Source organism: Streptomyces sp. NPDC048434, from assembly GCF_043200375.1.
GTDB lineage: Bacteria > Actinomycetota > Actinomycetes > Streptomycetales > Streptomycetaceae > Streptomyces.
In genome coordinates this window covers 95,489-118,226 of record NZ_JBICXQ010000020.1, presented here as the reverse complement: position 1 = coordinate 118,226, position 22,738 = coordinate 95,489, and the positions used below count along the sequence as shown (strand labels likewise).

Here is a 22,738-nt window from a genome sequence, read left to right as displayed (position 1 = left end):
CAGGGTGAGCGCACAGGGCCCTTCGGACCGCTCGGGATGCGCAGGTCACGACACCGATCACTCTGGAGATAGGGCTGAAAGGTATGCCGCCCAGTGGCGGCCCCTCCACAGACGCCGATCGGCTGCATTTCCGGGAAAAGGTGACGTACCCATGAATGACGGAACCAAAATTCTGCTGGCCGCCGCCCTAGCCGGCGGCTATGTGCTGGGCCGTACGAAGAAGGGCCGGTTCGCGCTGACGGCGGCGTCGTATATCGCCGGGCGTCAATTCGGGCTTGAACCGCGCCAGCTCGTGGCCCAGGGAATGCGCAAGCTCAATGAGATCCCCCAGGTCGCGGAGCTGGGAGACCAACTGCGCGGAGAAGTGATGGATGCCGGCCGGAAGGCCTTGACGACGGCCGCCAACCGCCGTCTGACGACGCTCGCCGACACCCTCCACGACCGGTCCCTCAAGCTCGATGGCATCGGGCTGGAACCGGAGGAGGAAGAGGAAGAGGAGGACGAGGGGGAGTACGCGTACGACGAGGAAGAGGAGCCGGAGGAGGAGGGGCCCGAAGGCGAGTACGAGGAGGACGAGTACGAGGAAGAGGAGGAGGAACCGGAGGAAGAGCCCGAGGAGGAGTACGAGGAAGAGGAAGAAGAAGAGGAGCCGGAGGAAGAGCCCGAGGAGCGGCCGGCTCGGCGCACCCCGCGGGCCGCTGCGAAGCCGGAGCCGCGCGGACGCGCGTCGGAGGCGAAGCGGGGAGCCCCGGCGAAGAAGCGCGCGCAGCGGCCACCGGCCGAGAAGTCCGCCGGGAAGAAGGCCGCCGCGGGACGGACGGCCGCGAAGAAGACGGCGCCCGCAAAGAAGTCCGCAGCCAAGAAGACCGCGGCGAAGACAACGGCGGCGAAGAAGACCGCGAAGAAAGCCCCGGCCAAGAAGGCGGCCCCGGCCAAGAAAACCGCGGCAAAGAAGACGGCAGCGAAGAAGACAGCGGCGAAGAAGACGGCAGCCGAGAAGACCACGGCGAAGAAGACCGCGGCCAAGAAGACGGCCGGGCGGACCGCCGCCAAGAAAGCTCCCGCGAAGAAGACCGCCGCAGCCAAGAAGGCAGCACCCGCGGCGAAGAAGGCCGCCAAGAAGACATCATCGCGCACCGAGCGGCGGAGGTAACCGGTCATGGCCAAGACGGGACAGGACAACGCGGACTCGGGACTCGACCGGCTGCGTGACGAACTCGGGGAATATGCGACGAAGTGGGTCGGCAACCTGGCCGAACGGGCCGGGGACAAACTCATGGATGTGACGGGCCAGCTCACCGATGTCGCCGAGAACGGCGGCTCACTGTCCAAGATCGCGGGCAATCTCCTCGGCGGCGACTCCCCCGTCAAGGCCGCCCTCAAGGGCACGGCGGAGAACGTCAAGGACACCGTGGTGGGGAAGGCCAAGGAGACCTTCGGCGGCGGGAAGAAACGCAAGTCGGGGGACCAGAAGGTCACCAACATCATCGAGGTGCTCGATGTCGGGGTGCCACTGCGCACCGCCTACGACCACTGGACGCAGTACGAGAAGTTCAGCGGCTTCACCAAGGGCGTACGCAATGTGTCGCTGCACGACGAGACGACCAGTGACTGGAAGGCCAAGGTGGGTCCGTCGACCCGGGGCTGGAAGGCGACCGTGCAGGAACAGATTCCGGACGAGCGCATCGTGTGGACGTCCGAGGGTGCCAAGGGATCGACCCGGGGTGCCGTCAGTTTTCACGAACTGGCGCCCAGCCTGACCCGCATCGTGCTGGTCGTCGAGTACTACGCCTCGGGGTTCTTCGAGAAGACCGGAAATATCTGGCGGGTCCAGGGACGCCGACTGCGGCTGGACTTCAAGCACTTCCAGCGCTACGTCACCCTCACCGACGAAGAGCCCGAGGGCTGGCGCGGGGAAATCCGCGACGGCGAGGTCGTACGGACTCATGAAGAGGCCGTGGAGGAAGAAGAGGCTCAAGACGCCGAGGACTACGACAGCGAGGAGGAGGACGAGGAAGCCGAGGGCTACGACGACGAAGGCGAAGAGGACGAGGAGGAGGAAGAGCCCGAGGAGGAGTACGAGGACGACGACGAACTCGCTGAAGAGGAGGAGGAAGACGAGGAGGAAGAGGAATGAGAGCGAGGACATATGGCGTCGCGAGCGGCAGCGGAACCGCTGCCGGGGCCGCCGCCCGCGCCGCGGAAGCCGTGGTGACGTCCCTCGACGCGCCGGCCCGCTGGGAGAAGCTGGATGCGCTGGCCGGTCCGTTGCAGCGGCTGGTGCGCGGCCTGCCCCTGGGGCGCTACCGCGATGTGCTGCACGGTCTGCCGATCGGTCATCCGCTGCATCCGGCCCTGGTGCAGGTGCCGATGGGCGCCTGGCTGTCCGCCGCGGTGCTGGACGTCGTCCCGGGGACCCGGCGCGGTGCCCGCCTCCTGGTGGGGGTGGGCGTCGTCACGGCCGTGCCGGCCGCGTGGGCCGGCTGGGTGGACTGGGCCGAGCAGCACGAGGACCAAATGCGTACGGGGCTGGTGCACGCGGCGTCCATCGCCGTCGCCGTCGGGCTGTACACCCGGTCCTGGGTGCACCGCGGCCGCGGCCGTACGGTGCGGGGCAAGGTGCTCGGGTTCGCGGGACTGTGCGCGGCCGGCACCGGCGGGATGCTCGGCGGGCACCTCGCCTACCGGCAGGCCGCGGGCGCCAACAAGGCGGAGCCGGTGCCGCATCTGCTGGACGAGGGCTGGCACCCCGTGGGCAGGGTCGAGGACTTCCCGGTCGGCGAGGCGGTGCGCCGGGAACTGGGCGAGGTCCCGTTGCTGGTGGTCCGCCAGCCGGGCGGGCACATCCATGTCCTCGCCGGGCGGTGCAGCCATCTCTCGGGGCCCCTGCCGGAGGGCACGATCACCGACGGCTGTGTGGTGTGCCCCTGGCACGGCAGCGTCTTCCGGCTGTCGGACGGCGCGAACGTCCGTGGCCCGGCCACCGCTCCCCAGCCGTCGTTCCAGGTGAGCGTGGACGGTGAGGGCACCGTCCATGTACGGCTGCCCAGCGCCGGCTGACCGCTTCGCGGGTCCGGTCAGCGGCCGTGGGCCTGGCGCAGCTGCTGGTTCATCGAGAGGGCTGCGCCGCGCCGTTCGGAGCGTCCGGCGGCACCGGGCCGCCTGACTGGCCGAACGCTCCTTGGCGGGTGCGCCCGGCGCCGTAGGCGTCCCCCGCCCTTGGCTGTCCGGGGATCCCGCCAGGTCCGGGGACGAATGCCCAGCTCAGCGGCTCATGCGCGCCTCACGCCACGCCCCGCCGCCCGTTAGCGTCGAAGCCAGCAGGCGATCGGCGCCTGAGGTCGTCCGCGGGACCGCCTCCCCGCCTGTGCCGACCGGCGTCCAAGGGAAGGGATCGTCATGCGCGTACTTCCGGCCGCTCCCTCGATCGAAGGGCTCACCGCTGTGGTCACCGGCGGCTCGCGGGGGCTCGGGCTGCTCCTGGCCCGTCAACTGCTGCGGCGCGGCTGTGATGTGGTGCTGCTGGCCCGCGACGAGGCCGAACTCGGCAGGGCCGTCGGCAAGCTGGCCCAGTGGCGCGGCGGCACGGTGCGCGGTGTGGTGTGCGATGTGCGGGACCGGGCCGCGGTGCAGGACCGCCTTTCGGAGATCGCCAGGGACCACGACGGCCTGGACCTCGTCATCGCCAACGCCGGCATCATCCAGGTCGGCCCGGCGGACGCACTCGGCCCCGACGGATTCCAGGACGCGATGGACTCCGTCTTCAACGGGGCGCTGAACACCGCGCTCGCCGCGCTCCCCCACCTCCGGCGCAGCCCGGCCGGCGGCAGACTGGCCCTCATCGGGTCCGTCGGGGGTCTGCTGGCGGTGCCGCATCTGCTGCCGTACTCCTGCGCCAAGTCCGCGGTGGCCGCGCTGGCCGACGGGCTGCACGCGGAGGAGGGCGCGCACGGCGTCACCGTGACGGCGGTCCACCCCGGCCTGATGCGCACCGGGTCGCATCTCCATGCCCTCTTCGGCGGGGACCGGCGCCGGGAGTACGCCTGGTTCTCGGCGCTGGCCGGGGCGCCGCTGCTGTCCATGAACGCCGAGCGGGCGGCCGAGCGCATCGTGTCCGCGGTGCAACGGCGCCGTCCACGCATCGTGCTGACGCCGGCGGCCCGGCTCGGTGCCAAGGCGCACGGGCTGGCGCCGGTGACCACCACCCGGCTGGTGTCGGCGCTCTCCCGGGTCCTGCCCCGCGACGGCGCCCGCGGCACCGTCGACGGCTCGACGGTCGCGGCCGGGGAGCAGCCGCCGGCCCGGCGGCTGCGCAGTGTGCTCGGCGCCCTCAACGAACGGGCGGCCGACCGGTTCAATCAGCGCTGAGGACGTCCCGTAGGGCCGTGCGGCCCGCGGCCGCGGCGGACGGAAAGCGGGGGCCGGGCGCGTGTTTCCGGACGGAGTTACCGGGCACCCGGGATTTCACCGCAGGAAGAGCCCACCTGTGGTGAAAGGAGAGTTCACCGTGGCTGCGAGCAATTCCCCCGAGTACACCGTTCCCGGCATGACCGAGGCCGAAGGACGAGAGGTCATCGGACGGCTGCGGCTACGGCTGCATGCGCTCAATGACCTGGCACTCACCCTCAAGCATGTGCACTGGAACGTCGTGGGTCCGCACTTCATCGCCGTCCACGAAATGCTCGACCCACAGGTCGAGGCCGTCCGCTCCATGGTCGACGCCACCGCGGAACGCATCGCGACGCTGGGCGGCTCGCCGACGGGCACGCCGGGGGCCCTGGTCGCCGAGCGGGCCTGGGAGGACTACTCCGTCGGACGGGCACAGGCGATCGAACACCTGGGGGCGCTGGACGTCGTCTACTCGGGGATCATCAAGGACCATCGCGCGGCGGTGGCCGCCACCGATGTGACCGATCCGGTGACCCAGGACCTGCTCATCGAGCATCTGCGGTCGCTGGAACTCTTCCAGTGGTTCGTCCGGGCGCATCTGGAGAGCGCCGGCGGCAAGCTCAGCACCGACTCCGCCGACGGGGAGTTCGCGGCGGGCCGCGCGGCCGTCGACGAGGCGCGGCGCCAGCCCTGAGCCGGCTGCCGGGTGTCCCCCGGCCCATGGGGCGCCGGCCCCGCCGTCGCACGCGGTGCGGCGGCGGGGCCGTGCCGGTCAGTGCTTGAAGGTGTCCTTACCCTTTTCCACTGCCTGCCGCATTCTTCCCATGGCCTGTTCCGCCTTGCCTTTCCGCTGAAGGCTTCTGTTGCCGAGGGCCTTCCCGGTCGTTTCCTTGGCCTTTCCCTCGACGATATGGCCGATGTTCCTGGTCTTCTTGCCGATGTTCATCGCGTACTCCTTCGGGTTCATTCGGCAGGGGGCAGCAACGTCCCGAGCGGCCCGAGATCCAAGTTCAGGTCCTGCATCGAAAGGTCGTAGCGGGCGCAGAGTTCGACCATGCGGTCGTGGAGAATCATCAGCGTCGCTCCCAGGCGTTCCTCCTGTTCCTCGGTGAGATCTCCGGCCTCGACCCGTTGCAGGGCCTGGCGTTCCATGAGCTGGCGCAGCAGCTCGACCAGGGTGAGGACGAGCTTGATCAGGTCCCGCTCCACGGTGTCGGGGTCGGCGCTGACCCGGTGGGCCGGCCTTCGTGGTCCCGGGCCGGCCGGGGGCTGGACGTCCTGCGGTGTCGAAGGCAGCAGCCGGAAGGCGCGGGCGGCCGCATCGGCGACATCGTCGAAGCGGTTGCCGGGGCGGCGGTCACCGGCTGTCATCGTCGTCCCGTACCAGGGGTGCGGTGGAGCGCCACGGGGAGGGGTTCTGTTCGCTGATGGAGACGATCAGCGCGCGCAGCGAGATGCGTACGAGGTCGATGTCGGCGATGGAGAGGACGATGTCTCCGGTGAGGACCACGCCGCCGCTGAGCAGCCGGTCCAGCAGGTCGATCAGTGCGATCTGCCGGTCCGGCAGGGGCTCGTCCGCCCGTGCCGGCGGCCCGCCCGCCGCCCTCACGGGGCGGCCCGCTTCAACGCTTCGGCTTCGGGGGGCGTGGCGAAGGAGTACGGGGCCCAGGGCCCGGTGACCTCGACGCGTACTCCGGACAGCCCTTCGCCGGCCCGGAGGACGTCGGCGCGGAAGCCGTCGCCGTGCTCCAGCGGCACGAGGTAGGCGTCGTTGATGACGTTCTCCCCCGGGCCGCGGGCGAGTTCGCCCTGCTGCACCCGGTGCTGGACCCGGTCGACCGCATAGCCGCGGGCCGCGTCCTCGACGCGGCGGGCGACCTCTTCGGCGTCCCGGTAGGCGTCTTCACGGGCGTGCCGCTGCGCCTTGCGGTGGCTGAGGTAGGCCCGCCCGGGGCTCAGGTCCGCGTCCGCGGGCGGCTCGGCGGGCCGGTCGGTGGCGGCGGGCGCCTCGACATAGATCTTGACGCCCCACTCCGTGTGCGCGGCCAGGTCGGACAGCCGCTCGCCGAACGCCTCCTGGCGGGCGTCGAGCATCTGCCGCACCCGCTCGTCGTCGAGGTACACCGTCGCCAGACGGAGCGGCAGGACGGTGGTGCGCGCGGCCAGCGCCTCGATCACCCGGTGGTGGGCGCGGGCCACCGACTCCAGCCAGTCCAGATCCTCCAAGTGCGCGCGCAGTGCGGTCTCTTCGAAGTCCTGCTCGGGTACCGGACTCACGGCGACCACCACCTCGCCGCGGTCTCCTGCGCGCACCAGATGCACCGGTCCGTCCGCGACCCCCGGCAGTCCGGTCAGCGCCTCCTCCAGGGAGCCGTCGGCGTCCTGCGCGACGGCGTAGGCGTAGGTGATGGCCTCGGTCATGACTCGTCCCGCCGCTTGCTACGGGGGCCGGGCCCGGCCCGTTTGGCGCGTGGCGTGCGGGAGGGGCGTGAGGGGCGGCGGGTGGCGGCCGGACGGTCCTCCTCCTCGGCTTCCTCCTCGTACTCCCCGGCTTCGTCCTCGCCTTGCTCCTCGTACTCCTCGGCTTCCTCCTCGTCCTCGGCCGGGGACAGCTCGGTGTCCTCGCGCAGGGCCGCGATCTCGGCGCGCAGCCGCTTGTTCTCCTCCGCGAGCGAGTGGTGGCCGTCGGCAGCGCGGGAGGAGAGTGACGGGTCGTGCTCCCACCAGTCGATGCCCATCTCCTTCGCCTTGTCCACCGAGGCGATCAGCAGGCGCAGCTTGATGGTGAGCAGTTCGATGTCCAGCAGATTGATCTGGATGTCGCCCGCGATGACGATGCCCTTGTCCAGGACCCGCTCCAGGATGTCGGCGAGATTGGCCGAGGAACCCTGGCCGCTGTACGGGCCGGCCCTGGACGGGTAGTCACCCATCCTCCTGGCGACGGGTTCGTTCACGGCCGCTGCACCTCGATTCCCTCATATCCCGGCCCGGCGACGGGCGCACGGGTCCACGTCCCGCCGCCGCGCCGGCCGCCGCGGTCAGGTGTCGGTGCCCTGGACATGGGCCCTGATCTCGTCCAGCCGGTCCAGGAGTTCGTCCTCGCGCCGGTCGAACGTCTCCTCATCGATGTCTCCCGCCAGCAGCGCCCGTTCCAGCTCGGCGAGTTCCCGCTCGACGGGTTCGGGGTCGTAGTACTCGTTCTCCGCGGCCTCCAGGGCGCGTTCCATGACCCAGGCCACGCCGCGCACCGGCGCCAGCGGAAGGGTGGCGAGTTGGCTCAACAGGCCCATGAGACCTCCCTAGACGAAGCTGTAGGCGGGGAGCGGGCCGAGCAGCCGGAGGTCGAAGTCCTCCCCCAGCTCCTTGGCGAGATCCTGCTCGGCGGCGAGGAAACGCTTCTCGTTGTCCCGCTCCACGAGGAAGGACACGCTCAGGAAGTCGTTCCCGGCCGGCTGGGACCCGCTTTCCTCCCGGGCGAACCCGCGCAGTGCATCGAGGACTCCGCCGGCCAGCCGGTCCTGCCGTGCCTGCAATTCCTTGGAGATCAGTTCACCGAGGGCGAGCGGCAGATCCGGGCTTCCGGTGCCGCTTCTGATCTGTTCGTTGAGCGCACGGGCCTCATCCGATTCCTGAAGGATCTGCCGCAGCATCGCGTCCTCCTCCTGGGCGGCCTTCAGGTGGTATTCGGCGCAGCCCTCCAGCGCCTCCAGCCGCTCGGTGAACTCCTCCGTACGCTCCTCCAACACGTCCCGCACGGCCTCGTCGTCGGTGGTCGTGAAGCCGAACTGCAGGGGCAGGACCGACCCGTCGGCCATCAGCCGCTCCTGGACGGCCTGGTGGGCGGCGAGGTCCCGGCGTTTGGGACGCAACTCCTCGGGAGCGTCGCTGACGACCGCGGAGAGCTCCTCGGTCCGTACTGTGCGCAGGGTGGACGGGGGCTTTCCCACCCCGTCCAGACCGTCGAGTCGTAGTGGATGGGTGGTCGCGACAATGGAGTAGACGTAGACGGACATCGCTCATTCCTTTCGGCGCCGGGCCGGCCGGCGAGCCGGCCGCTCGCGCCGCTCGGCGGGCTCCTTGTGCCTCTCCTCGTGCTCCTCGTCCCCGCCGCCCTTGAGGGCGTCGGTCACCGCTTCCGCGGCGCCGGACAGGGCGCCTTTGGCCTTGCCGTGCGATCCGCCTTCGGTGACCTCGCCGACGATGTCGGTCAGCTGGGAGGGCGCCTTGCGCCCCTCCTCCAGGTCGAGGCGGTTGCACGCTTCGGCGAAGCGCAGGTAGGTGTCGACGCTTGCCACGACGATGCGGGCATCGATCTTGAGTATTTCGATGCCCACCAACGACACACGCACGAAGACGTCGATGACCAGCCCGCGGTCCAGAATCAGGTCGAGGATGTCGTAGAGATTTCCGGAGCCCCCTCCGCCGCCGGTGGCGACGGATCCTCCGCTTTGCGGCACCACAGTCACGGTGCCTCCCTTCACCGGCTCACTCCAGCCTGTGCGGAGTGGCCGTGTCGTTCGCCTGGCGAACGGTCTGCCGTGGCAACCCGGGCCTCAACGCCGGTCGATCTGGCCTCGGGTGTAGCGGCGGGTGCGCTCATACGCCACCAGTTCGCCCTCCTTGTCCAGCACCACCCGGTAGGTCGCCATCACGCTGGTGGTCCCGGGGACACGTTCCAGCTCCAGGACCTCCACGTCCGCCTGCCAGCCGTCCTCCGTCGGCTTCACGGCGGAGACGGACTCGGGGGCCCGGCCCAGCAGCTCCTTGAGCTGCTCGGCCGCGTACCGCATGGCGCGGGGAGCGGAAAGGCGGCGGGCCGCGCGCTCCGTTTCGCTCTCGCGGCTGCCGGCCCGAACGCTGCTGGACTTCCTGGCGGCCTTTTTGGCGGTCTTCTTACTGGACGGACGCCGGACTTCTCCGGTCTCGTCCTCTTCGTCTGCGGCCATGTTCTCTCTCCGGAATCGGAGGCGACATGCTGCCCGCGCCACTGCAAAGAGACGCCCTTACATGATACGTGGCCTGAGCTGAGCGCATCTTGGGCTGTTCGGCCAGGCCAGGCCCGCATCGGCGGCCCCGTAACGAGTGCCCCGGCCCGGTCGGCGGCGTAACGTCAGCACTGTCCCGGGAGAGACGCCATGACGGTCTCGGCACGGGGAGAACGGGCGCGCCGGAGTGAGTGTCGATGGCACGACAGCTGTGTGAAGGTGTGCGATGACCGGCGGTGCCGGATCCGATCCGGTGGGCCGGGCACTGCTCCGCGCGATGCGGGAGACCGGGGCGACCGCCGCGGGGCTCTATGTGCTGGCGGCCGACGGGCCGGTCCTGCAGCTGACGGCCATGAGCGGGGTGCCGGCGCCCTTCCTGGAGCCCTGGAGCCGAGTGGCGCTGGCAGCGCCGATCCCGGTCGCCGTCGCGACGCGCGAACGGCGCCTGGTGTGGGCGGGCGGCCAGCAGCAGCTGGCCCGTGACTTCCCCCGCATCGCGGTGGCCGTGCCCTACGACTTCTCGCTGGCGGCGGCTCCGGTCGGCGACGGAACCGCGCCCCGGGGCGCGCTGCTGTTGCTGTGGCCCGCCGGCCACGCACGGCTGCTGTCGGCGGACGAACGCAGGGCCGTGGAGGTCGCGTGCGGGCGCTTGGCGGGGCTGCTCGACGAGCGCCCCCGGCCCGATGGCTCCGCTCCCCCCTCCGATGCACCGCGGGTGCTGTCCATGCCGCCGGCGCGGACCGTGGGCCCGGACGAGGCGCTGGCGGCGGCCGACTACCTGGAGCGGCTGCCCGGCGGCTGCTGCGCCCTCGACCTGGAAGGACGCATCACCCTGGTCACGACCGGCGCGGCGGAACTGCTCGGCGAGCAGGACTCCCGGCTGATCGGCTCGCGCCCGTGGGAGACCCTGCCGTGGCTGCGCGACCCGGCCTTCGAGGACCGCTACCGCGCCGCGGTGATCAGCCGTCGGCCGACGTCCTTCACCGCCTGCCGGCCACCGAATCAGTGGCTCGCCTTCCGGCTGTTCCCGGACGGCAGGGGCCTGAGTGTGTGGATCAGTCCCTCGGGCAAGGACTACGGCCCGGTGGAGCCCTATCCCACACCGACGGACGTCACGCCCACACGGGCCGGCCAGATCTACCACGTGCTGCACCTCGCGGCCGCCCTCACCGAGGCCGTGGGGGCCCAGGACGTCGTCGATCTCGTCGCCGACCAGATCGTGCCGGCGTTCGGGGCCCAAGGCGTGATCATGTACGCGGCGGAGGCGGGCCGGCTGTTGACCATCGGCCATCGCGGCTACTCCGCCGAGGCCGTCGCCGCCTTCGAAGGTGTCGCCCTCAGCGCCGCCGGCAGCCCCGCCGTCCACGCCCTCGCCACCGGGGAACCCAGCTTCTTCACCACCCCCGAGGAGATGGAACGCGATTACCCGGGGCTGCCGCTTCTGACGGGCAAGGCGGCGCGGGCCGTGCTGCCGCTGATCGTGTCCGGCCGCCCGGTGGGCTGCTGCATCCTCGCGTACACCCGGCCCCGCACCTTCAGCCAGGAGGAACGCCAGGTCCTCACCTCGCTGGCGGGCCTGATCGCCCAGGCCCTCGACCGTGCCCGCCTGTACGACACCAAGCAGCAACTGGCGCACGATCTGCAGGCCGCCCTGCTGCCGCACCGCCTGCCCTCGGTACCGGGGTTCGCCGTCGCCGCCCGCTACCTGCCGTCGACCCGCGGTATGGACATCGGCGGCGACTTCTACGATCTGATCCGCCTCGACGAGAACAGCATCGCCGCCGTCATCGGCGATGTGCAGGGCCACAACGCGGCCGCCGCCGCCTTCATGGGGCAGGCCCGCACCGCCGTACGCGCCTATGCCACCGCCGGCGCCTCCCCCGCCGAGGTACTCGCACGCACGAACCGGCTGCTGACCGACCTGGACCCGGAGCTGTTCACCAGCTGTCTGTACGTCCATATCGACCTGCGGACACGGCGGGCGTGCCTGGCCGACGCCGGCCATCCCCCACCCCTGCTCCGCCACCCCGACCGGCACACCACGGTGCTGCACGTCCCTCCGGGGCTGCTCCTGGGCGTCGAGCCCGACGCCCGGTACACCGCCACGGAGATCACCCTGCCCCCGGATTCGGTGCTGGCCCTCTACACCGACGGCCTGGTCGAAACGCCGGGTGCCGACCCGGAGCGCTCCGTCGCCGACCTCGCCCGGCGCCTCAACGACGCACCGCCGCTGGGCCCGGACCGCCTCGCCGACACCCTCCTGGAGCACCGGCAGGACGATACGGACCGGCAGGACGATGTCGCGCTGCTGCTGCTTGCCGCCCTGCCGGCCGGGCCGATCACACCCTCCTGAGCTCCGGGTGCTCGTCCGGTCATGTAGGTGATGTCACGTCAGCTCTCTTTGTTCCAGCGGGAGTTGTGGAGGCCAGCGGCCGTGGGAGCGCGCTCCGGTGCACCGTGACCGGTCCGTTGATCGCGCTCGCTCCGCCGGGTCCCGCACCCGGTCGCCTTGCTGCTGACGCTGCATCAGGGCAGCGGCGAGCGACCGGTCGGCGCCGGCCGGCACGGGAAAGCCGTAGGTCTGCCCGCGCATCAACCGTGCGCGCCACCGGCCGTGGCGTCGGCGAGCCGCCGCACGAGGCCGCGGTCAGGAGCCCGTACGTGTGCCGCGCGGGGTCCGCTCGGCCGCGTCGGCCAGCCTGCTGAGCATGCTCCGGTGGCGCAGCTGCAGCAGGACGTCGACGCCCGCGTTGTGCAGTCGTCCGCCGGGCCCCCGCAGCGGGTGCTCATCGACGATGACCAGGGAATCCGGGCCCCAGCGACGCACCTCGATGGCGACCCGGGCGGTGCCCAGACGGCCGCTGTCCACCTCGAGTTCGAGCGCATGCGGCGGGTCGCTGTGGCGTACGACGGTGTGGCCGGTGAGGTCCCAGGGTCCCAGCCGCACGGTGTACTCGATCATGGAGTCGACCTCGGGCCAGTCGCCGGCCGCCGGCCGCGAGTGCACGGTGCCGACCACCCACTCCTCGTACCGGGAGCCGTCGGCAAGTACCGTCCACAGCTCCTCGGGAGAGCGCTCGATCAGCCGGTGCCGTACCGCCACGGGCCTCCACCGCCTCACCGCACCTCGGTCGTCGGCTTCCTCACCCAGCGTAGAGCGCGCTCCCGGGCCCGGCCTCCGGAGGCCGGGCCGAGCATGGCTCTCCCCCGGGTTCCGGGCTTTCGCATCCTTCGGTGAGCCGGCTCGTCGAGGCAGCCGCGGCAGCCGCGGAGAGTGGAAACGGCCGGCGCAGGATGACCGGCGCCGTTCCGTCATGGGACGCCAACTCGACCTGGGTTGAGGCTGGTTGCCAGCGTCGCAGGTATCGGTGGCACCGTTCGGACGCAATGACCGGCCAGGTGCGGAGTGGGGCCGCGAGCGCGGCGGCGTCATGGCCGGTGGCGGCGTGGGGGCGCTGCCTGATCAAGGGCAGCGGGCGGGAGCACACGGCGCCGGGTGACGGCGAGGATGGCCATGTCGTCCCGGTGGTTGCCCCCGGTCCAGCGGCCGACGTCCTTGGTCAGGGCATCCACCAGCGCATCCGGATCGGTGAACCGTCTGCCCATGCGGCGTGCGGAGACCGGATCGTAGAAGGTGCCGTGTGCGTCCCGGGCCTCGGTGACACCGTCGGTGACCAGCAGCAGGGAGGCGCCCAGGGGCAGGCGCACCACATCGACAGGCGCGGAGCCGGCCGAAGTGGCGTCCCCCAGCCCCATGCCGAGCGGCAGCTGCGGGAGGCTCGGGTCGAGGCGTACGAGCTGCCCGCCGTGGACCAGGTACGGCGGCGGATGCCCTCGGTTGACCAGGCTCAGCGCCCCGCCGTCGGCGGACACCTCGGCCAGCACCGCGGTGGTGAAGCCCTCGTTGGAGGTCACCGGGCCGCTCCTGGCCGCTGCCCTGGCCATGGCCTCGTCCAGCCGCTGGACCAGCGCGGCCAGGGTGGGGGCGTACTCGGCCTCCTGACGGAACGCTCCGATCGCGACGGACACGGCGGCGACGGCCTCCATGCCCTTGCCCCGCACATCCCCGATGATCATTCGCACTCCGAACGGCGTCTCCTGCACCGCGTACAGATCACCGCCGATCCGCGCCTCGGCCTGCGCCGTGGTGTACCCGGCAGCCACCGCCAGCGGCCCGACCTCCCTCGGCGGATCCGGGAGCACCGCCCGCTGGACCGCCTCCGCGACATCCCTGGCCATGGCGAGATCACGGCCTTGGCGCAGCAGGAGCCGGTTGACCGCGAGCGCCAGCACGCCGACCACGCCGACCACGGCCAGATCGACATACCGAGCCGTCGCCGCGCGTCCGAGCTCAAGATCCACTGCCACCGAGACCACGCAGGTGACGCACAGGACGACGAGCGCGGAGCGGAAGGAGAGCATGGCGCCGGCGACGAGCGGTGCGGCCGCCAGCAGCGGGAGTCCCATGTACGGCTGGGGCGCGAAGAGATTCAGCAGGACGCCGACCACGAGGGCCAGCGCCGCGAGCGTCCACGACACCCTCGCCGGCGTGGGCTGCAAGCTTTTCACCGTGCTTCTCCTGCTGCCGGTTCGCGCGCTACGCGGAAGGAGCCACAGCCACCGCATGATGCGCCGTGCGCACCCTGCCGGCGCGTGCCGTATCGGTACCTTCCGATGGATTCACATATACGCCTTGCGGGCCGGATGCGCCCGCCGCTGAGCCGGGTCACCGGGGCCGGGGCAGCGGCGCCGACGCCGCGATCCCCTGCCGTGGCTCCGCCGCCCCCCGATGAAAGCGGAAGAAACCAGGCGTAGGCTGACGAAGACCGCCATATTGCAGCGTGAGTAAGCGATGGAGGCGGGGTATGACCGACCCTCGCGGCTTCCTCAAGTTCCCCCGTCGGCCCGTTCCGGCGCGCCCCGTCGAGGAACGGCTGAGCGACTGGGACGAGGTCTACGCGGGGCAGGCCCTGCTCCCGCTCGTGTCCGAGCAGGCGGACCGCTGCATGGACTGCGGCATACCGTTCTGCCACAACGGCTGCCCGCTGGGGAACCTCATCCCCGAGTGGAACGCGTACGCGGCGCGGGGCGACTGGCGGGCCGCCGCCGAGCGCCTGCACGCGACGAACAACTTCCCCGAGTTCACCGGGCGGCTGTGCCCGGCGCCGTGCGAGGCCGCCTGTGTGCTGGCCCTCAACGCCGATCCGGTGACGATCAAGAATGTCGAGCAGACCATCGCCGACCAGATCTGGGAGCGCGGCTACGCGCCACCGCATCCGCCGGAGCGGCTCAGCGGGAAGACCGTCGCCGTCATCGGCTCCGGACCCGCGGGGCTGGCCGCGGCACAGCAGCTCACCCGTATCGGCCACACCGTCGCCGTCTACGAACGCGCCGACCGCATCGGCGGGCTGCTGCGCTACGGCATCCCCGCGTTCAAGATGGCCAAGCAGCATCTGGACCGCCGCATCGAGCAGATGCGGGCGGAGGGCACCAAGTTCCGTACGGGCATGGACGTCGGCAGCGATGTCGACGCCACCGAGCTCAGACGGCGTCACGACGCGGTGGTCATCGCCGTCGGAGCCACGGAGCAGCGGGAACTGCCCGTTCCCGGCCGCGAGCTGCACGGCATCCACCAGGCCATGGACTATCTGCCCCTCGCCAACCGGGTCGTGGAGGGCGACTTCGCGTCGCCTCCTGTCACCGCCGAGGGCAAGCATGTGGTGATCGTCGGGGGCGGGGACACCGGCTCGGACTGCCTGGGCACCGCGCTGCGTCAGGGCGCGGCCTCCGTGGTGCAGCTGGACATCAACCCGGAGCCGGGCGATGCCCGGCCGGACGGCGAGCCCTGGCCCATCTATCCGAAGGTATACCGGATTTCCCATGCCCATGAAGAGGCCCGGGGCCGGGAGGGCACGGATCCGCGGATTTTCTCCTCCGCCACCCTGCGCTTCGAAGGAACGGCGGACGGCCGGGTGCGTGCCCTGTGTCTGACGGAGGTGGAGCCCACGGCGAGAAGGCCGCGGCCGGACACCGAGCGGGTGATCCCGGCGGAGCTGGTGCTGGTCGCCCTCGGCTTCTCCGGTCCCGAGCGGGGCACCGGTCTGATGCGGCAGCTGGGGCTCACGCTGGACGAACGGGGAAACTTCGCCCGGGACGGCGACTTCGCCGCCGAGGCGGCGTGGCCGGCCGAACGGGCCGCCCCCATGCGGCCGGACGGAGTCTTCGTCGCGGGCGACGCGGGGCGCGGCCAGTCCCTGGTGGTGTGGGCCATCGCCGAGGGACGGGCCGCCGCGGCGGCCGCGGACCGCTATCTGACGGGCTCCACCGCGCTTCCCGCCCCGATCGGCCCCAGGGACCGGCCTCTGGTGGCATGACGCCATGGGAAGCCGCTGCCGTCTCGGCTGCCCGCCGGGCTGGACGAGCCGCATCGGCGCGCAGGAGGCCATGGGGAAGACCACCGCAAGCAGGCGCGCTCTACCTTGCTAGCTTACTAGCGTGCTAGCATCCACGCGTGGGTGATGAGGACGTCAAACAGTTCAACGTGTACCTGCCGATCGGGCTGATCAAGCAGGTCAAGTACCGCGCCATCGAGTCGGGCATGTCGTTGTCGGCGTTGGTCGCCGAGGCGCTGCGTGCCTACCTCGACGACGCCCAGGGGCGCAGCAAGCAGCAACCGACCGAGGAGGAGACCTGACATGGCGACCGAAGGAATCGAGGCCGTGTTCCTGACGACTCACAACTGGGGTAAGGCGGCGAAGTTCTTCCAGGCACTGGGCTACGAGTTGGACTTCGCGACGGACCACAACTCCGGCCGGCTCCGCAACGGCGACGGGCCGTACGTGTTCCTTGCCGAGGTCCCCGAGGACCGAGAGCCCGAGACGCAGATCGTGCTGAAGGTGCCGGATGCGGATGCGTTCCGTCCCGATCCTGCCGTCGAGGTGGTCACTCCTTTCGAGGACACCCACTACGGGACCAAGGAGATGACCGTCCGCGACCCCGACGGGCGCCTGTGGAACCTCCAGGCTCCGGCCGGGAACTGACCGCAACGAGAGGGAGCACCATGGCAGACGAGCAGGCCGAGGCGCCGGACAGCAGCGCGGTGCGGACCGCCCTCTGGCGGGCGATGCACGTCCAGGTCGACCCGCCGCCGCATGTGGTCGAGGACGAGATCGGACTGCAGCTGGCGGCCCCCGGCGATGACTGGCGCGACCGCCCGGACATGGACCCCCACGCCACCAGCGCGTTCCGGGCGGCCATCGTGACCCGTGCTCGCTTCATCGAGGATCTGATCGCCGAGCAGGCCGACCGCGGTGTGACCCAATACGTCATCCTCGGGGCCGGCCTGGACACCTTCGCCCAGCGCAAGCCGGATATCGCCTCCCGCCTGCAGATCTTCGAGGTCGACCGGCCCGGCCCCCAAGCCTGGAAGCGCCACCGCCTGGTCGAGCTCAGCTATGGCATCCCGGATTGGCTGCACCTGGTGCCGGTCGACTTCGAGGCCGGTGCGGCCTGGCCCGAGCAGCTGGCCGCCGCCGGTTTTGATCCCGGCAGGCCCGCGGTCATCGTCTCCACCGGCGTCACCATGTACCTCACCGAAGAGGCCACCGTGGCCACCCTGCGCCAGATCGCCGGGCTTGCCGCCGGCTCCACGCTCGCCATGACATTCCTACTGCCGACCGAACTCGTCGACGATGCCGATCGCTCCGGCCTCCGGGCGAGCGAGGAAGGCGCACGAGCATCCGGAACCCCGTTCATCAGCTTCTACACCCCGCAGGACATGCTGGCACTGGCCCGTGAAGCCGGCTTCGAAGACGCCCGACACCTGTCCGGGGCTTCGCTCGCCCGGCACTACTTCGCCGATCGCGCCGACGGCCTCCGCCCGTCAAGCGGCGAGGACCTGCTGCTGGCCGTCACCTGACCCCTGGTCACGCGGCAGCGCCCGCCTGCACAACCTCAACGTGCCGGACAGGCAAGCGGGAGACCCCGCACCGGACCACACCTGCACACCTGCACACCTGCCCCAGACCCGAGATCATTCACGGGACAGACCTCAGGGGCGTCCGAGGACGAGTCGATTCAGCCGGCACCCGTGCTCGACGGCGGATCAGTTCGTCAGTGCCGCCTCCTTGGCGGCGCGTTGTGGGAGGACCGTGTAGGCGGGGTCCTCCGCGGAGGCGATACCGGCCGCGAAGATGCCGAAGCGGGTGCAGGCGGAACCGGCCAGCAACGCCAGACCACTGGCGAGGGCCGCCGTCCGGCAGCGGCGTCCCGCGATGGCCGCGGTCACTGCGGCGCCGCCGGTCAGGACCTGCGCACAGCGCAGCAGCTTCCCTGCCCGCCCCTCCCGGTAGGTCTCCGCCACCATGCCCAGGCGGCGCTCGGCGGCTCGGGCGGCCGCCGCTTCCGCGGCCGCGGCCAGCACTGCCGCGCAACGCGCCGGTGCGTTGTCCGCGGCCGGTGCGCACACCAGCGCCATGCCGGACGCAGCGGCGGTCGCGGAAGCGGCGAAGAGGTACGGCAGTTCCCGGTGCGCACCGTGCCAGGCCGGTACGGCGGTGTCCGCCGCGAGGACCGCGGTGTACGTGGCGACCACCGGCCCCAGTACCGCGGCGGCCGCGGTGGCGGTGGCGCCGGCCCGTGGCAGCCGCCCGGTGACCGCGCACAGGGCCGCCGCACCGGCAGCCGGCCCGTAGGCACTGAGCAACCACGAGCCGACGCTCATCGGCGAGGTCGGCTTGAGTACCCGCAGCATGTTGGCGAACCGCCCGGGGCGGCCCAGGTCGTTGATGAGTGCCGCGGCCGACAGGGACACCGCCGTCAGGGAGGACACCTTCATCGCGGTCGCCAGAGTGGTGCGGCCGGTCAGCTGGGCGCCCGCGGCGAGTACCGACCCGGCTCCCGCCAGGCCGCCGAGGAAGAAGTACCCGGCGATGTCGCGGGCTGCCCAGGAGGGGGCCTTGATGACCGGTCGCCCGTAGTAGGAGCGGAACTCCGCCCGGGGGACCATGAGTTCCTCGCCCTTACGGCGGCGGCGCGCACCGGTGCCGTCGCTGCGGGGTGCCTGGTCGGTCATCGTCGTACCTTCCTTCGCAGGAGCGCGGGCAGCGCGAAAGAGAGGGCAGCACCGCCCACCAGCGACAGCGCCGCCGCCCCCGCGTGCTTCCACATCGCGGGCAGGTCCCGGGTGGTGACCACCGGATCGGGCGGCAGCCCGTAGACCTCGGGTTCGTCGAGCAGCAGGAAGAACGCGCCGTCCCCGCCGACCCCGTCCTCGGGGTCGTGTCCGTACAGACGGGCCTCGGGCACGCCTGCGGAGTGCAACTGGTCCACCCGCAACGCCGCTCGTTCGCGCAGTTCGTCCAGCGGGCCGAACTGGATCGACTCGGTCGGGCACGCCTTGGCACAGGCCGGCTCCTGCCCGGCGCCGAGCCGGTCGTAGCACAGGGTGCACTTGAAGACGCGGCCGTCGGACGGGCGTTGGTCGATGACGCCGTAGGGGCAGGCGGGGACGCAGTAGCCGCAGCCGTTGCAGATGTCCTCCTGGACCACGACGGTCCCGAACTCGGTACGGAAGAGCGAGCCGGTCGGGCAGACATCGAGGCAGGCGGCATGGGTGCAGTGTTTGCAGACGTCGGACGACATCAGCCAGCGGAAGTCGCCGCCCGCCGACTGCGAGGAGTCCTGGGCGAGCGGCAGTGCCGACTGCGAGGAGTCCTCGGCGAGCGGCAGTTGGGTACGGCCCTCGGGGGCGGGCACCCGGGGCGCGGCCGGTGGCGCCGACTGCTCGATGAAGGCCACATGGCGCCAGGTCGAGGCGCCGAGCTCAGCGGTGTTGTCGTACGACATGCCGGTGAGCGAGAGCCCGTCCTCCGGGATCGCGTTCCACTCCTTGCACGCCACCTCGCACGCCTTGCAGCCGATACAGACCGAAGTATCGGTGAAGAACCCCACCCGGGGCGGGGCATCGGCATGACCGGCATCGCCCGCCGGGTCGGGCTCCGGGCCGCTGAGCAGGTTGTCGGTCATGACCGGTGGTCCTCTCCGGTGTGCTCGGTGATGCCCGCGCGCCGCCGGTAATCGGCCACCAGGCGGGGAAGCGCGGGGCCGCGCGGCCGCCGCCCCGGCCGGATGTCGGCGGTGAGGGCCTTGTCCTCCTGGATATGGGAGTTGGGGTCCAGCGAGATGGCGACCAGCTCGTTCGCCGCGTCGCCGGTGACGACCCCGTTGGGCCCCCAGTGGAAGGGCAGCCCGATCTGGTGCACCGTACGGCCGTGCACGGTCAGTGTCCTGATGCGCTCGGTGACCGCGACCCGGGCCTCGATGGCATTGCGGGCGGTGATGATCGTGGCCCATCCGGAGTGCTCCAGGCCGCGCTCCGCGGCGAGTTGCGGTGACACCTCACAGAACAACTCGGGTTGCAGCTCGGCCAGATGGGACGACCAGCGGCTCATCCCGCCCGCCGTGAAGTGCTCGGTGAGACGGTGCGTGGTCAGCACGTACGGATAGACCTCGGCGCCCGGCTCGTCGCCGCTGGGGTGGTAGCGGTTGCCCGCACGGAAGTAGAGCTGCTTGGTGGGATTACGCGGGCGGTCAGGGTAGAGGGCGTTGGTGAACGGGGAGTCCTGTGGCTCGTAATGGGTCGGCAGCGGCCCGTCGAGCAGCCCGGACGGTGCGTAGAGCCAGCCCTTGCCGTCGGCCTGCATGATGAAGGGGTCGTCGCCGCGCAGGGCGTCGGGTCCGGTGGCTTCCGGGTGAGGCACATGGTCCGGGGCCCGGTCGGGAAGGAAGTCGGGGATGTCATGGCCGGTCCAGCGTCCGTCGTCGGCGTCCCACCAGACATAGGCCTTGCGCGCGCTCCAGGGAGTACCGTCGGGGGCGGCCGAGGCCCGGTTGTAGAGGATCCGCCGGTTCGCGGGCCAGGCCCAGGCCCACCGCGCGGCGACCCAGTCCTGCTCGGTGTGCGGAGTGCGGCGGGCGGCCTGGTTGACGCCGTCCGCGAAGACCCCGCAGTAGATCCAGCAGCCGCACCGGGTCGAACCGTCGTCCTTGAGCTCGGTGTAGGCGCTCAGTGGTGCCCCGTCGGGGCCGTGGCCGTTGATCTCGGCCAGCACGGCCGCGGCGACCGGCTCCCTGAGCGGCCCCTCCACCGGATAGTCCCAGGTCAGATCCTGGATCATCCGGTCCATCGGGTCGGTGGACGCCGCCAGCTTCTCCTTGATGCGCCGGCCCAGGTGATACATGAACCACAGATCGCTGCGCGCATCGCCCTGCGGCTCGACGGCGGCGTGGTGCCACTGCAGCCAGCGGTTGGTGTTGGTGAAGGAACCGGACTTCTCGGTGTGGGCCGCCGCCGGGAGGAAGAACACCTCCGTCCCGATGTCCTCGGTGCGCAGTTCGCCGGTCTCGATCTCGGGTCCGTCCTGCCACCAGGTCGCCGACTCGATGAGGGAGAAGTCGCGGACGACCAGCCAGTCCAGGTTGGCCATCCCCAGCCGCTGCAAACGGGTGTTGGCGGAGCCGACCGCGGGGTTCTCGCCCATGAGGAAGTAGCCCTTGCACACGCCGTCCAGTTGGGCGAGCACGGTGTCATAGGTGCTGTGGGAGCCGGTGAGCCGCGGCAGATGGTCGAAGCAGAAGTCGTTGGCGGGCGTGGCGGCGTCGCCGTAGTACGCCTTCAGCAGGCTGACGAAGTACGCCCGCATCTGGCCCCAGAAACCCTTGTCGGTACGGCTCGCCGCGACAAAACTGTCCAGGTCCTCATGGGCGTGCGCATGCGGCATCGGCAGATAGCCGGGCAGCAGGTTGAAGAGGGTGGGAATGTCGCTGGAGCCCTGGATGGACGCATGGCCGCGCAGCGCCTGGATGCCGCCGCCGGAGCGGCCGATGTTGCCCAGCAGCAGCTGGAGCACACTGGCCGCCCGGATGTACTGAGAGCCCACCGAGTGCTGCGTCCAGCCCACCGCGTAGACGAAGGCGCTGGTGCGCTCGCGCCCGGAATTCTCCGTCAGCGCCTCGCACACCTGCAAGAACGTCTCGCGTGGCACCCCGCAGGTCCGCTCGACCATCTCGGGGGTGTAGCGGGCGTAGTGCCGCTTGAGGATCTGGTAGACGCAGCGGGGGTGCTGCAGCGTCGGGTCCTGCGGTGCGCGGGGGTGGGCCTGGGGGCCGCCCGCGCCATGTGACTCGGCGTGCCCCGGAGTCACCTGCGGCTTGACCTTGCTGTCCTGGAGGCGTTGGTCGTGCAGCTGCTCGACGTCGCCCGCCGGTGCCTGGACGTCGGTGCCTTCGTACTGCCAGCTCGCGGGGTCGTAGCGCCGCTGCTCCTCGTCCAGGCCGGAGAAGACACCGCCGAGATCCTCGGTGTCGCGGAAGTCCTCGCTGACCAGCGTGGCGGCATTCGTATAGGCGAGGACGTACTCCCGGAAGTCCTTCTCCTCGCTCAGGACGTAATGGATGATCCCGCCGAGGAAGGTGATGTCGCTGCCCGCCCGGATCGGCACATGCAGGTCGCACAGGGCGCTGGTACGGGTGAAGCGCGGATCGACATGGATGATCCGGGCGCCGCGCGCCTTGGCCTCCATGACCCACTGGAAGCCGACCGGGTGCGCCTCGGCGAAATTGGAGCCTTCGATGACGATGCAGTCCGCGTGCTGGAGATCCTGCATGAACGTGGTCGCCCCGCCTCGCCCGAACGAGGTACCGAGACCGGCGACCGTGGAGCTGTGGCAGACCCGGGCCTGGTTCTCCACCTGGACCACGCCGAGTCCGGTCAGCAACTTCTTGATCAGGTAGTTCTCCTCGTTGTCGAGGGTCGCGCCACCCAGGCTGGCGATGCCGAGCGTCCGGGCGACCCGCCGGCCGTCCTCCTCCCACTGCCAGGTGTCACGACGCAGCTCGATCACCCGCTCGGCGATCATGTCCATGGCCGTGTCGAGGTCCAGCGGCTCCCACTCGGTCCCGTACGGCCGCCGGTAGAGGACCTGATGACGCCGGGAGTCCCCCGTCGTCAGCTGCAGCGTCGCCGACCCCTTGGGACACAGTCGCCCCCTGCTGATCGGGGAGTCGGGGTCCCCCTCGATCTGCACCACCCGGTCGTCCTTGACGTACACCTGCTGTCCGCAGCCGACCGCGCAGTACGGGCAGATCGACCCCACCACACGGTCGGCGGTGTCCGTACGCGGCCGCAGCTCTTCGGTGTGCCGGGACATTGCGGCGCGGCCACGGCCCAGCGGATCCTTCTTGGTCAGCTGCCGGTACGCGGGCCATTCGCGCAGCAGCCGGCGTACGCCCATGGTTCCTCCAGCGCGTCGACGCATGGCCTACCTCTCCAAAGTCGCCCCTTCGGGCCTCGCGTGCCCCTTGGG

Annotated in this window: 24 protein-coding genes; 10 read left to right on the top strand and 14 right to left on the bottom strand. The window is 71.0% G+C overall.

Annotation, left to right across the window (positions count from 1 at the left end; genetic code table 11):
• Positions 1-151: 151 nt before the first annotated feature.
• The 5 genes from ACGFWI_RS23745 (at position 152) to ACGFWI_RS23725 (ending at position 5,083) form a co-directional block, all read left to right on the top strand.
• On the top strand, positions 152-1,153 hold the full coding sequence (locus ACGFWI_RS23745; protein WP_393908001.1) for a histone H1-like repetitive region-containing protein: 1,002 nt from the start codon (positions 152-154) through the stop codon (positions 1,151-1,153).
• Positions 1,154-1,159: 6 nt separating this feature from the next.
• Entirely contained in the window at positions 1,160-2,137 is a 978-nt protein-coding gene (locus ACGFWI_RS23740; protein ID WP_393908000.1) for an SRPBCC family protein, read from the top strand.
• Entirely contained in the window at positions 2,134-3,060 is a 927-nt protein-coding gene (locus ACGFWI_RS23735; protein ID WP_393907999.1) for a Rieske 2Fe-2S domain-containing protein, read from the top strand. The genes ACGFWI_RS23740 and ACGFWI_RS23735 overlap by 4 nt, the downstream gene beginning before the upstream one ends.
• A gap of 339 nt (positions 3,061-3,399) precedes the next feature.
• The gene (locus ACGFWI_RS23730; protein WP_393907998.1) at positions 3,400-4,368 is read left to right on the top strand and encodes an SDR family NAD(P)-dependent oxidoreductase; all 969 of its coding nucleotides are present in this window, start codon (positions 3,400-3,402) and stop codon (positions 4,366-4,368) included.
• A gap of 178 nt (positions 4,369-4,546) precedes the next feature.
• On the top strand, positions 4,547-5,083 hold the full coding sequence (locus ACGFWI_RS23725) for a Dps family protein (protein WP_393908055.1): 537 nt from the start codon (positions 4,547-4,549) through the stop codon (positions 5,081-5,083).
• 78 nt (positions 5,084-5,161) lie between these two features.
• On the opposite strand, the gene ACGFWI_RS23720 is transcribed toward ACGFWI_RS23725, so the two are convergent.
• From ACGFWI_RS23720 to ACGFWI_RS23680, 9 genes are all read right to left on the bottom strand, one after another.
• Entirely contained in the window at positions 5,162-5,335 is a 174-nt protein-coding gene (locus tag ACGFWI_RS23720) for a CsbD family protein (RefSeq protein ID WP_393907997.1), read from the bottom strand.
• A gap of 17 nt (positions 5,336-5,352) precedes the next feature.
• Positions 5,353-5,760, bottom strand: coding sequence for a gas vesicle protein K (locus ACGFWI_RS23715; RefSeq protein ID WP_393907996.1), 408 nt, complete (start codon positions 5,758-5,760; stop codon positions 5,353-5,355).
• Positions 5,747-5,998, bottom strand: coding sequence for a gas vesicle protein (locus ACGFWI_RS23710; protein ID WP_393907995.1), 252 nt, complete (start codon positions 5,996-5,998; stop codon positions 5,747-5,749). Before ACGFWI_RS23710 ends, ACGFWI_RS23715 begins: the two co-directional genes overlap by 14 nt.
• On the bottom strand, positions 5,995-6,810 hold the full coding sequence (locus ACGFWI_RS23705; RefSeq protein ID WP_393907994.1) for a GvpL/GvpF family gas vesicle protein: 816 nt from the start codon (positions 6,808-6,810) through the stop codon (positions 5,995-5,997). The genes ACGFWI_RS23710 and ACGFWI_RS23705 overlap by 4 nt, the downstream gene beginning before the upstream one ends.
• Positions 6,807-7,319, bottom strand: coding sequence for a gas vesicle protein (locus ACGFWI_RS23700; RefSeq protein ID WP_393908054.1), 513 nt, complete (start codon positions 7,317-7,319; stop codon positions 6,807-6,809). Before ACGFWI_RS23700 ends, ACGFWI_RS23705 begins: the two co-directional genes overlap by 4 nt.
• A 108-nt stretch (positions 7,320-7,427) precedes the next feature.
• On the bottom strand, positions 7,428-7,679 hold the full coding sequence (locus tag ACGFWI_RS23695; RefSeq protein ID WP_393907993.1) for a gas vesicle protein GvpG: 252 nt from the start codon (positions 7,677-7,679) through the stop codon (positions 7,428-7,430).
• A gap of 9 nt (positions 7,680-7,688) precedes the next feature.
• Complete coding sequence (locus ACGFWI_RS23690; protein ID WP_393907992.1) at positions 7,689-8,402, bottom strand: GvpL/GvpF family gas vesicle protein; 714 nt, start codon at positions 8,400-8,402, stop codon at positions 7,689-7,691.
• Positions 8,403-8,405: 3 nt separating this feature from the next.
• The gene (locus tag ACGFWI_RS23685; protein ID WP_393907991.1) at positions 8,406-8,855 is read right to left on the bottom strand and encodes a gas vesicle structural protein GvpA; all 450 of its coding nucleotides are present in this window, start codon (positions 8,853-8,855) and stop codon (positions 8,406-8,408) included.
• A gap of 87 nt (positions 8,856-8,942) precedes the next feature.
• Complete coding sequence (locus tag ACGFWI_RS23680; protein WP_393907990.1) at positions 8,943-9,335, bottom strand: gas vesicle protein; 393 nt, start codon at positions 9,333-9,335, stop codon at positions 8,943-8,945.
• Positions 9,336-9,600: 265 nt separating this feature from the next.
• On the opposite strand from ACGFWI_RS23680, the gene ACGFWI_RS23675 reads away from it, so the two are divergent.
• On the top strand, positions 9,601-11,727 hold the full coding sequence (locus ACGFWI_RS23675; RefSeq protein ID WP_393907989.1) for a SpoIIE family protein phosphatase: 2,127 nt from the start codon (positions 9,601-9,603) through the stop codon (positions 11,725-11,727).
• A gap of 294 nt (positions 11,728-12,021) precedes the next feature.
• On the opposite strand, the gene ACGFWI_RS23670 is transcribed toward ACGFWI_RS23675, so the two are convergent.
• Complete coding sequence (locus ACGFWI_RS23670; protein ID WP_393907988.1) at positions 12,022-12,477, bottom strand: SRPBCC family protein; 456 nt, start codon at positions 12,475-12,477, stop codon at positions 12,022-12,024.
• Positions 12,478-12,803: 326 nt separating this feature from the next.
• Positions 12,804-13,943 carry a PP2C family protein-serine/threonine phosphatase gene (locus ACGFWI_RS23665; RefSeq protein ID WP_393907987.1) on the bottom strand — a complete coding sequence of 380 codons (1,140 nt, stop codon included), beginning with the start codon at positions 13,941-13,943 and terminating at the stop codon, positions 12,804-12,806.
• Between the two features lie 296 nt (positions 13,944-14,239).
• Here ACGFWI_RS23665 and ACGFWI_RS23660 point away from each other — a divergent pair, with 296 nt between their 5' ends.
• The 4 genes from ACGFWI_RS23660 to ACGFWI_RS23645 all read left to right on the top strand — a co-directional run bounded on the left by ACGFWI_RS23660 (position 14,240) and on the right by ACGFWI_RS23645 (position 17,292).
• The gene (locus tag ACGFWI_RS23660; RefSeq protein WP_393907986.1) at positions 14,240-15,748 is read left to right on the top strand and encodes a glutamate synthase subunit beta; all 1,509 of its coding nucleotides are present in this window, start codon (positions 14,240-14,242) and stop codon (positions 15,746-15,748) included.
• Positions 15,749-15,885: 137 nt separating this feature from the next.
• Complete coding sequence (locus ACGFWI_RS23655; RefSeq protein WP_393907985.1) at positions 15,886-16,068, top strand: CopG family transcriptional regulator; 183 nt, start codon at positions 15,886-15,888, stop codon at positions 16,066-16,068.
• Between the two features lies 1 nt (position 16,069).
• Complete coding sequence (locus tag ACGFWI_RS23650) at positions 16,070-16,414, top strand: VOC family protein (RefSeq protein ID WP_393907984.1); 345 nt, start codon at positions 16,070-16,072, stop codon at positions 16,412-16,414.
• A gap of 20 nt (positions 16,415-16,434) precedes the next feature.
• Entirely contained in the window at positions 16,435-17,292 is an 858-nt protein-coding gene (locus tag ACGFWI_RS23645; protein ID WP_393907983.1) for a class I SAM-dependent methyltransferase, read from the top strand.
• 186 nt (positions 17,293-17,478) lie between these two features.
• Here the strand turns inward: ACGFWI_RS23645 and nrfD are convergent, their stop codons facing one another.
• The 3 genes from nrfD to fdh are packed head-to-tail and all read right to left on the bottom strand — an operon-like array spanning position 17,479 to position 22,666.
• A complete protein-coding gene (nrfD, locus tag ACGFWI_RS23640; protein WP_393907982.1) occupies positions 17,479-18,447 on the bottom strand; it encodes an NrfD/PsrC family molybdoenzyme membrane anchor subunit in 969 nt (322 codons plus the stop codon).
• Positions 18,444-19,400, bottom strand: a complete 957-nt coding sequence (locus tag ACGFWI_RS23635) for a 4Fe-4S dicluster domain-containing protein (protein ID WP_393907981.1) — start codon at positions 19,398-19,400, stop codon at positions 18,444-18,446. The genes nrfD and ACGFWI_RS23635 overlap by 4 nt, the downstream gene beginning before the upstream one ends.
• Complete coding sequence (gene fdh / locus ACGFWI_RS23630) at positions 19,397-22,666, bottom strand: formate dehydrogenase (RefSeq protein ID WP_393907980.1); 3,270 nt, start codon at positions 22,664-22,666, stop codon at positions 19,397-19,399. The genes ACGFWI_RS23635 and fdh overlap by 4 nt, the downstream gene beginning before the upstream one ends.
• Positions 22,667-22,738: the final 72 nt, after the last annotated feature.

Coding starts and splice junctions, on each gene's coding strand:
- ACGFWI_RS23720 (WP_393907997.1), bottom strand. CDS start 5,335: ATGAACATCGGCAAGAAGACCAGGAACATCGGCCATATCGTCGAGGGA.
- ACGFWI_RS23715 (WP_393907996.1), bottom strand. CDS start 5,760: ATGACAGCCGGTGACCGCCGCCCCGGCAACCGCTTCGACGATGTCGCC.
- ACGFWI_RS23690 (WP_393907992.1), bottom strand. CDS start 8,402: ATGTCCGTCTACGTCTACTCCATTGTCGCGACCACCCATCCACTACGA.
- ACGFWI_RS23695 (WP_393907993.1), bottom strand. CDS start 7,679: ATGGGCCTGTTGAGCCAACTCGCCACCCTTCCGCTGGCGCCGGTGCGC.
- ACGFWI_RS23680 (WP_393907990.1), bottom strand. CDS start 9,335: ATGGCCGCAGACGAAGAGGACGAGACCGGAGAAGTCCGGCGTCCGTCC.
- ACGFWI_RS23735 (WP_393907999.1), top strand. CDS start 2,134: ATGAGAGCGAGGACATATGGCGTCGCGAGCGGCAGCGGAACCGCTGCC.
- ACGFWI_RS23740 (WP_393908000.1), top strand. CDS start 1,160: ATGGCCAAGACGGGACAGGACAACGCGGACTCGGGACTCGACCGGCTG.
- nrfD (WP_393907982.1), bottom strand. CDS start 18,447: ATGACCGACCAGGCACCCCGCAGCGACGGCACCGGTGCGCGCCGCCGC.
- ACGFWI_RS23635 (WP_393907981.1), bottom strand. CDS start 19,400: ATGACCGACAACCTGCTCAGCGGCCCGGAGCCCGACCCGGCGGGCGAT.
- ACGFWI_RS23745 (WP_393908001.1), top strand. CDS start 152: ATGAATGACGGAACCAAAATTCTGCTGGCCGCCGCCCTAGCCGGCGGC.
- ACGFWI_RS23730 (WP_393907998.1), top strand. CDS start 3,400: ATGCGCGTACTTCCGGCCGCTCCCTCGATCGAAGGGCTCACCGCTGTG.
- ACGFWI_RS23675 (WP_393907989.1), top strand. CDS start 9,601: ATGACCGGCGGTGCCGGATCCGATCCGGTGGGCCGGGCACTGCTCCGC.
- ACGFWI_RS23700 (WP_393908054.1), bottom strand. CDS start 7,319: ATGGGTGACTACCCGTCCAGGGCCGGCCCGTACAGCGGCCAGGGTTCC.
- ACGFWI_RS23725 (WP_393908055.1), top strand. CDS start 4,547: ATGACCGAGGCCGAAGGACGAGAGGTCATCGGACGGCTGCGGCTACGG.
- ACGFWI_RS23705 (WP_393907994.1), bottom strand. CDS start 6,810: ATGACCGAGGCCATCACCTACGCCTACGCCGTCGCGCAGGACGCCGAC.
- ACGFWI_RS23660 (WP_393907986.1), top strand. CDS start 14,240: ATGACCGACCCTCGCGGCTTCCTCAAGTTCCCCCGTCGGCCCGTTCCG.
- ACGFWI_RS23645 (WP_393907983.1), top strand. CDS start 16,435: ATGGCAGACGAGCAGGCCGAGGCGCCGGACAGCAGCGCGGTGCGGACC.
- ACGFWI_RS23650 (WP_393907984.1), top strand. CDS start 16,070: ATGGCGACCGAAGGAATCGAGGCCGTGTTCCTGACGACTCACAACTGG.
- fdh (WP_393907980.1), bottom strand. CDS start 22,666: ATGGGCGTACGCCGGCTGCTGCGCGAATGGCCCGCGTACCGGCAGCTG.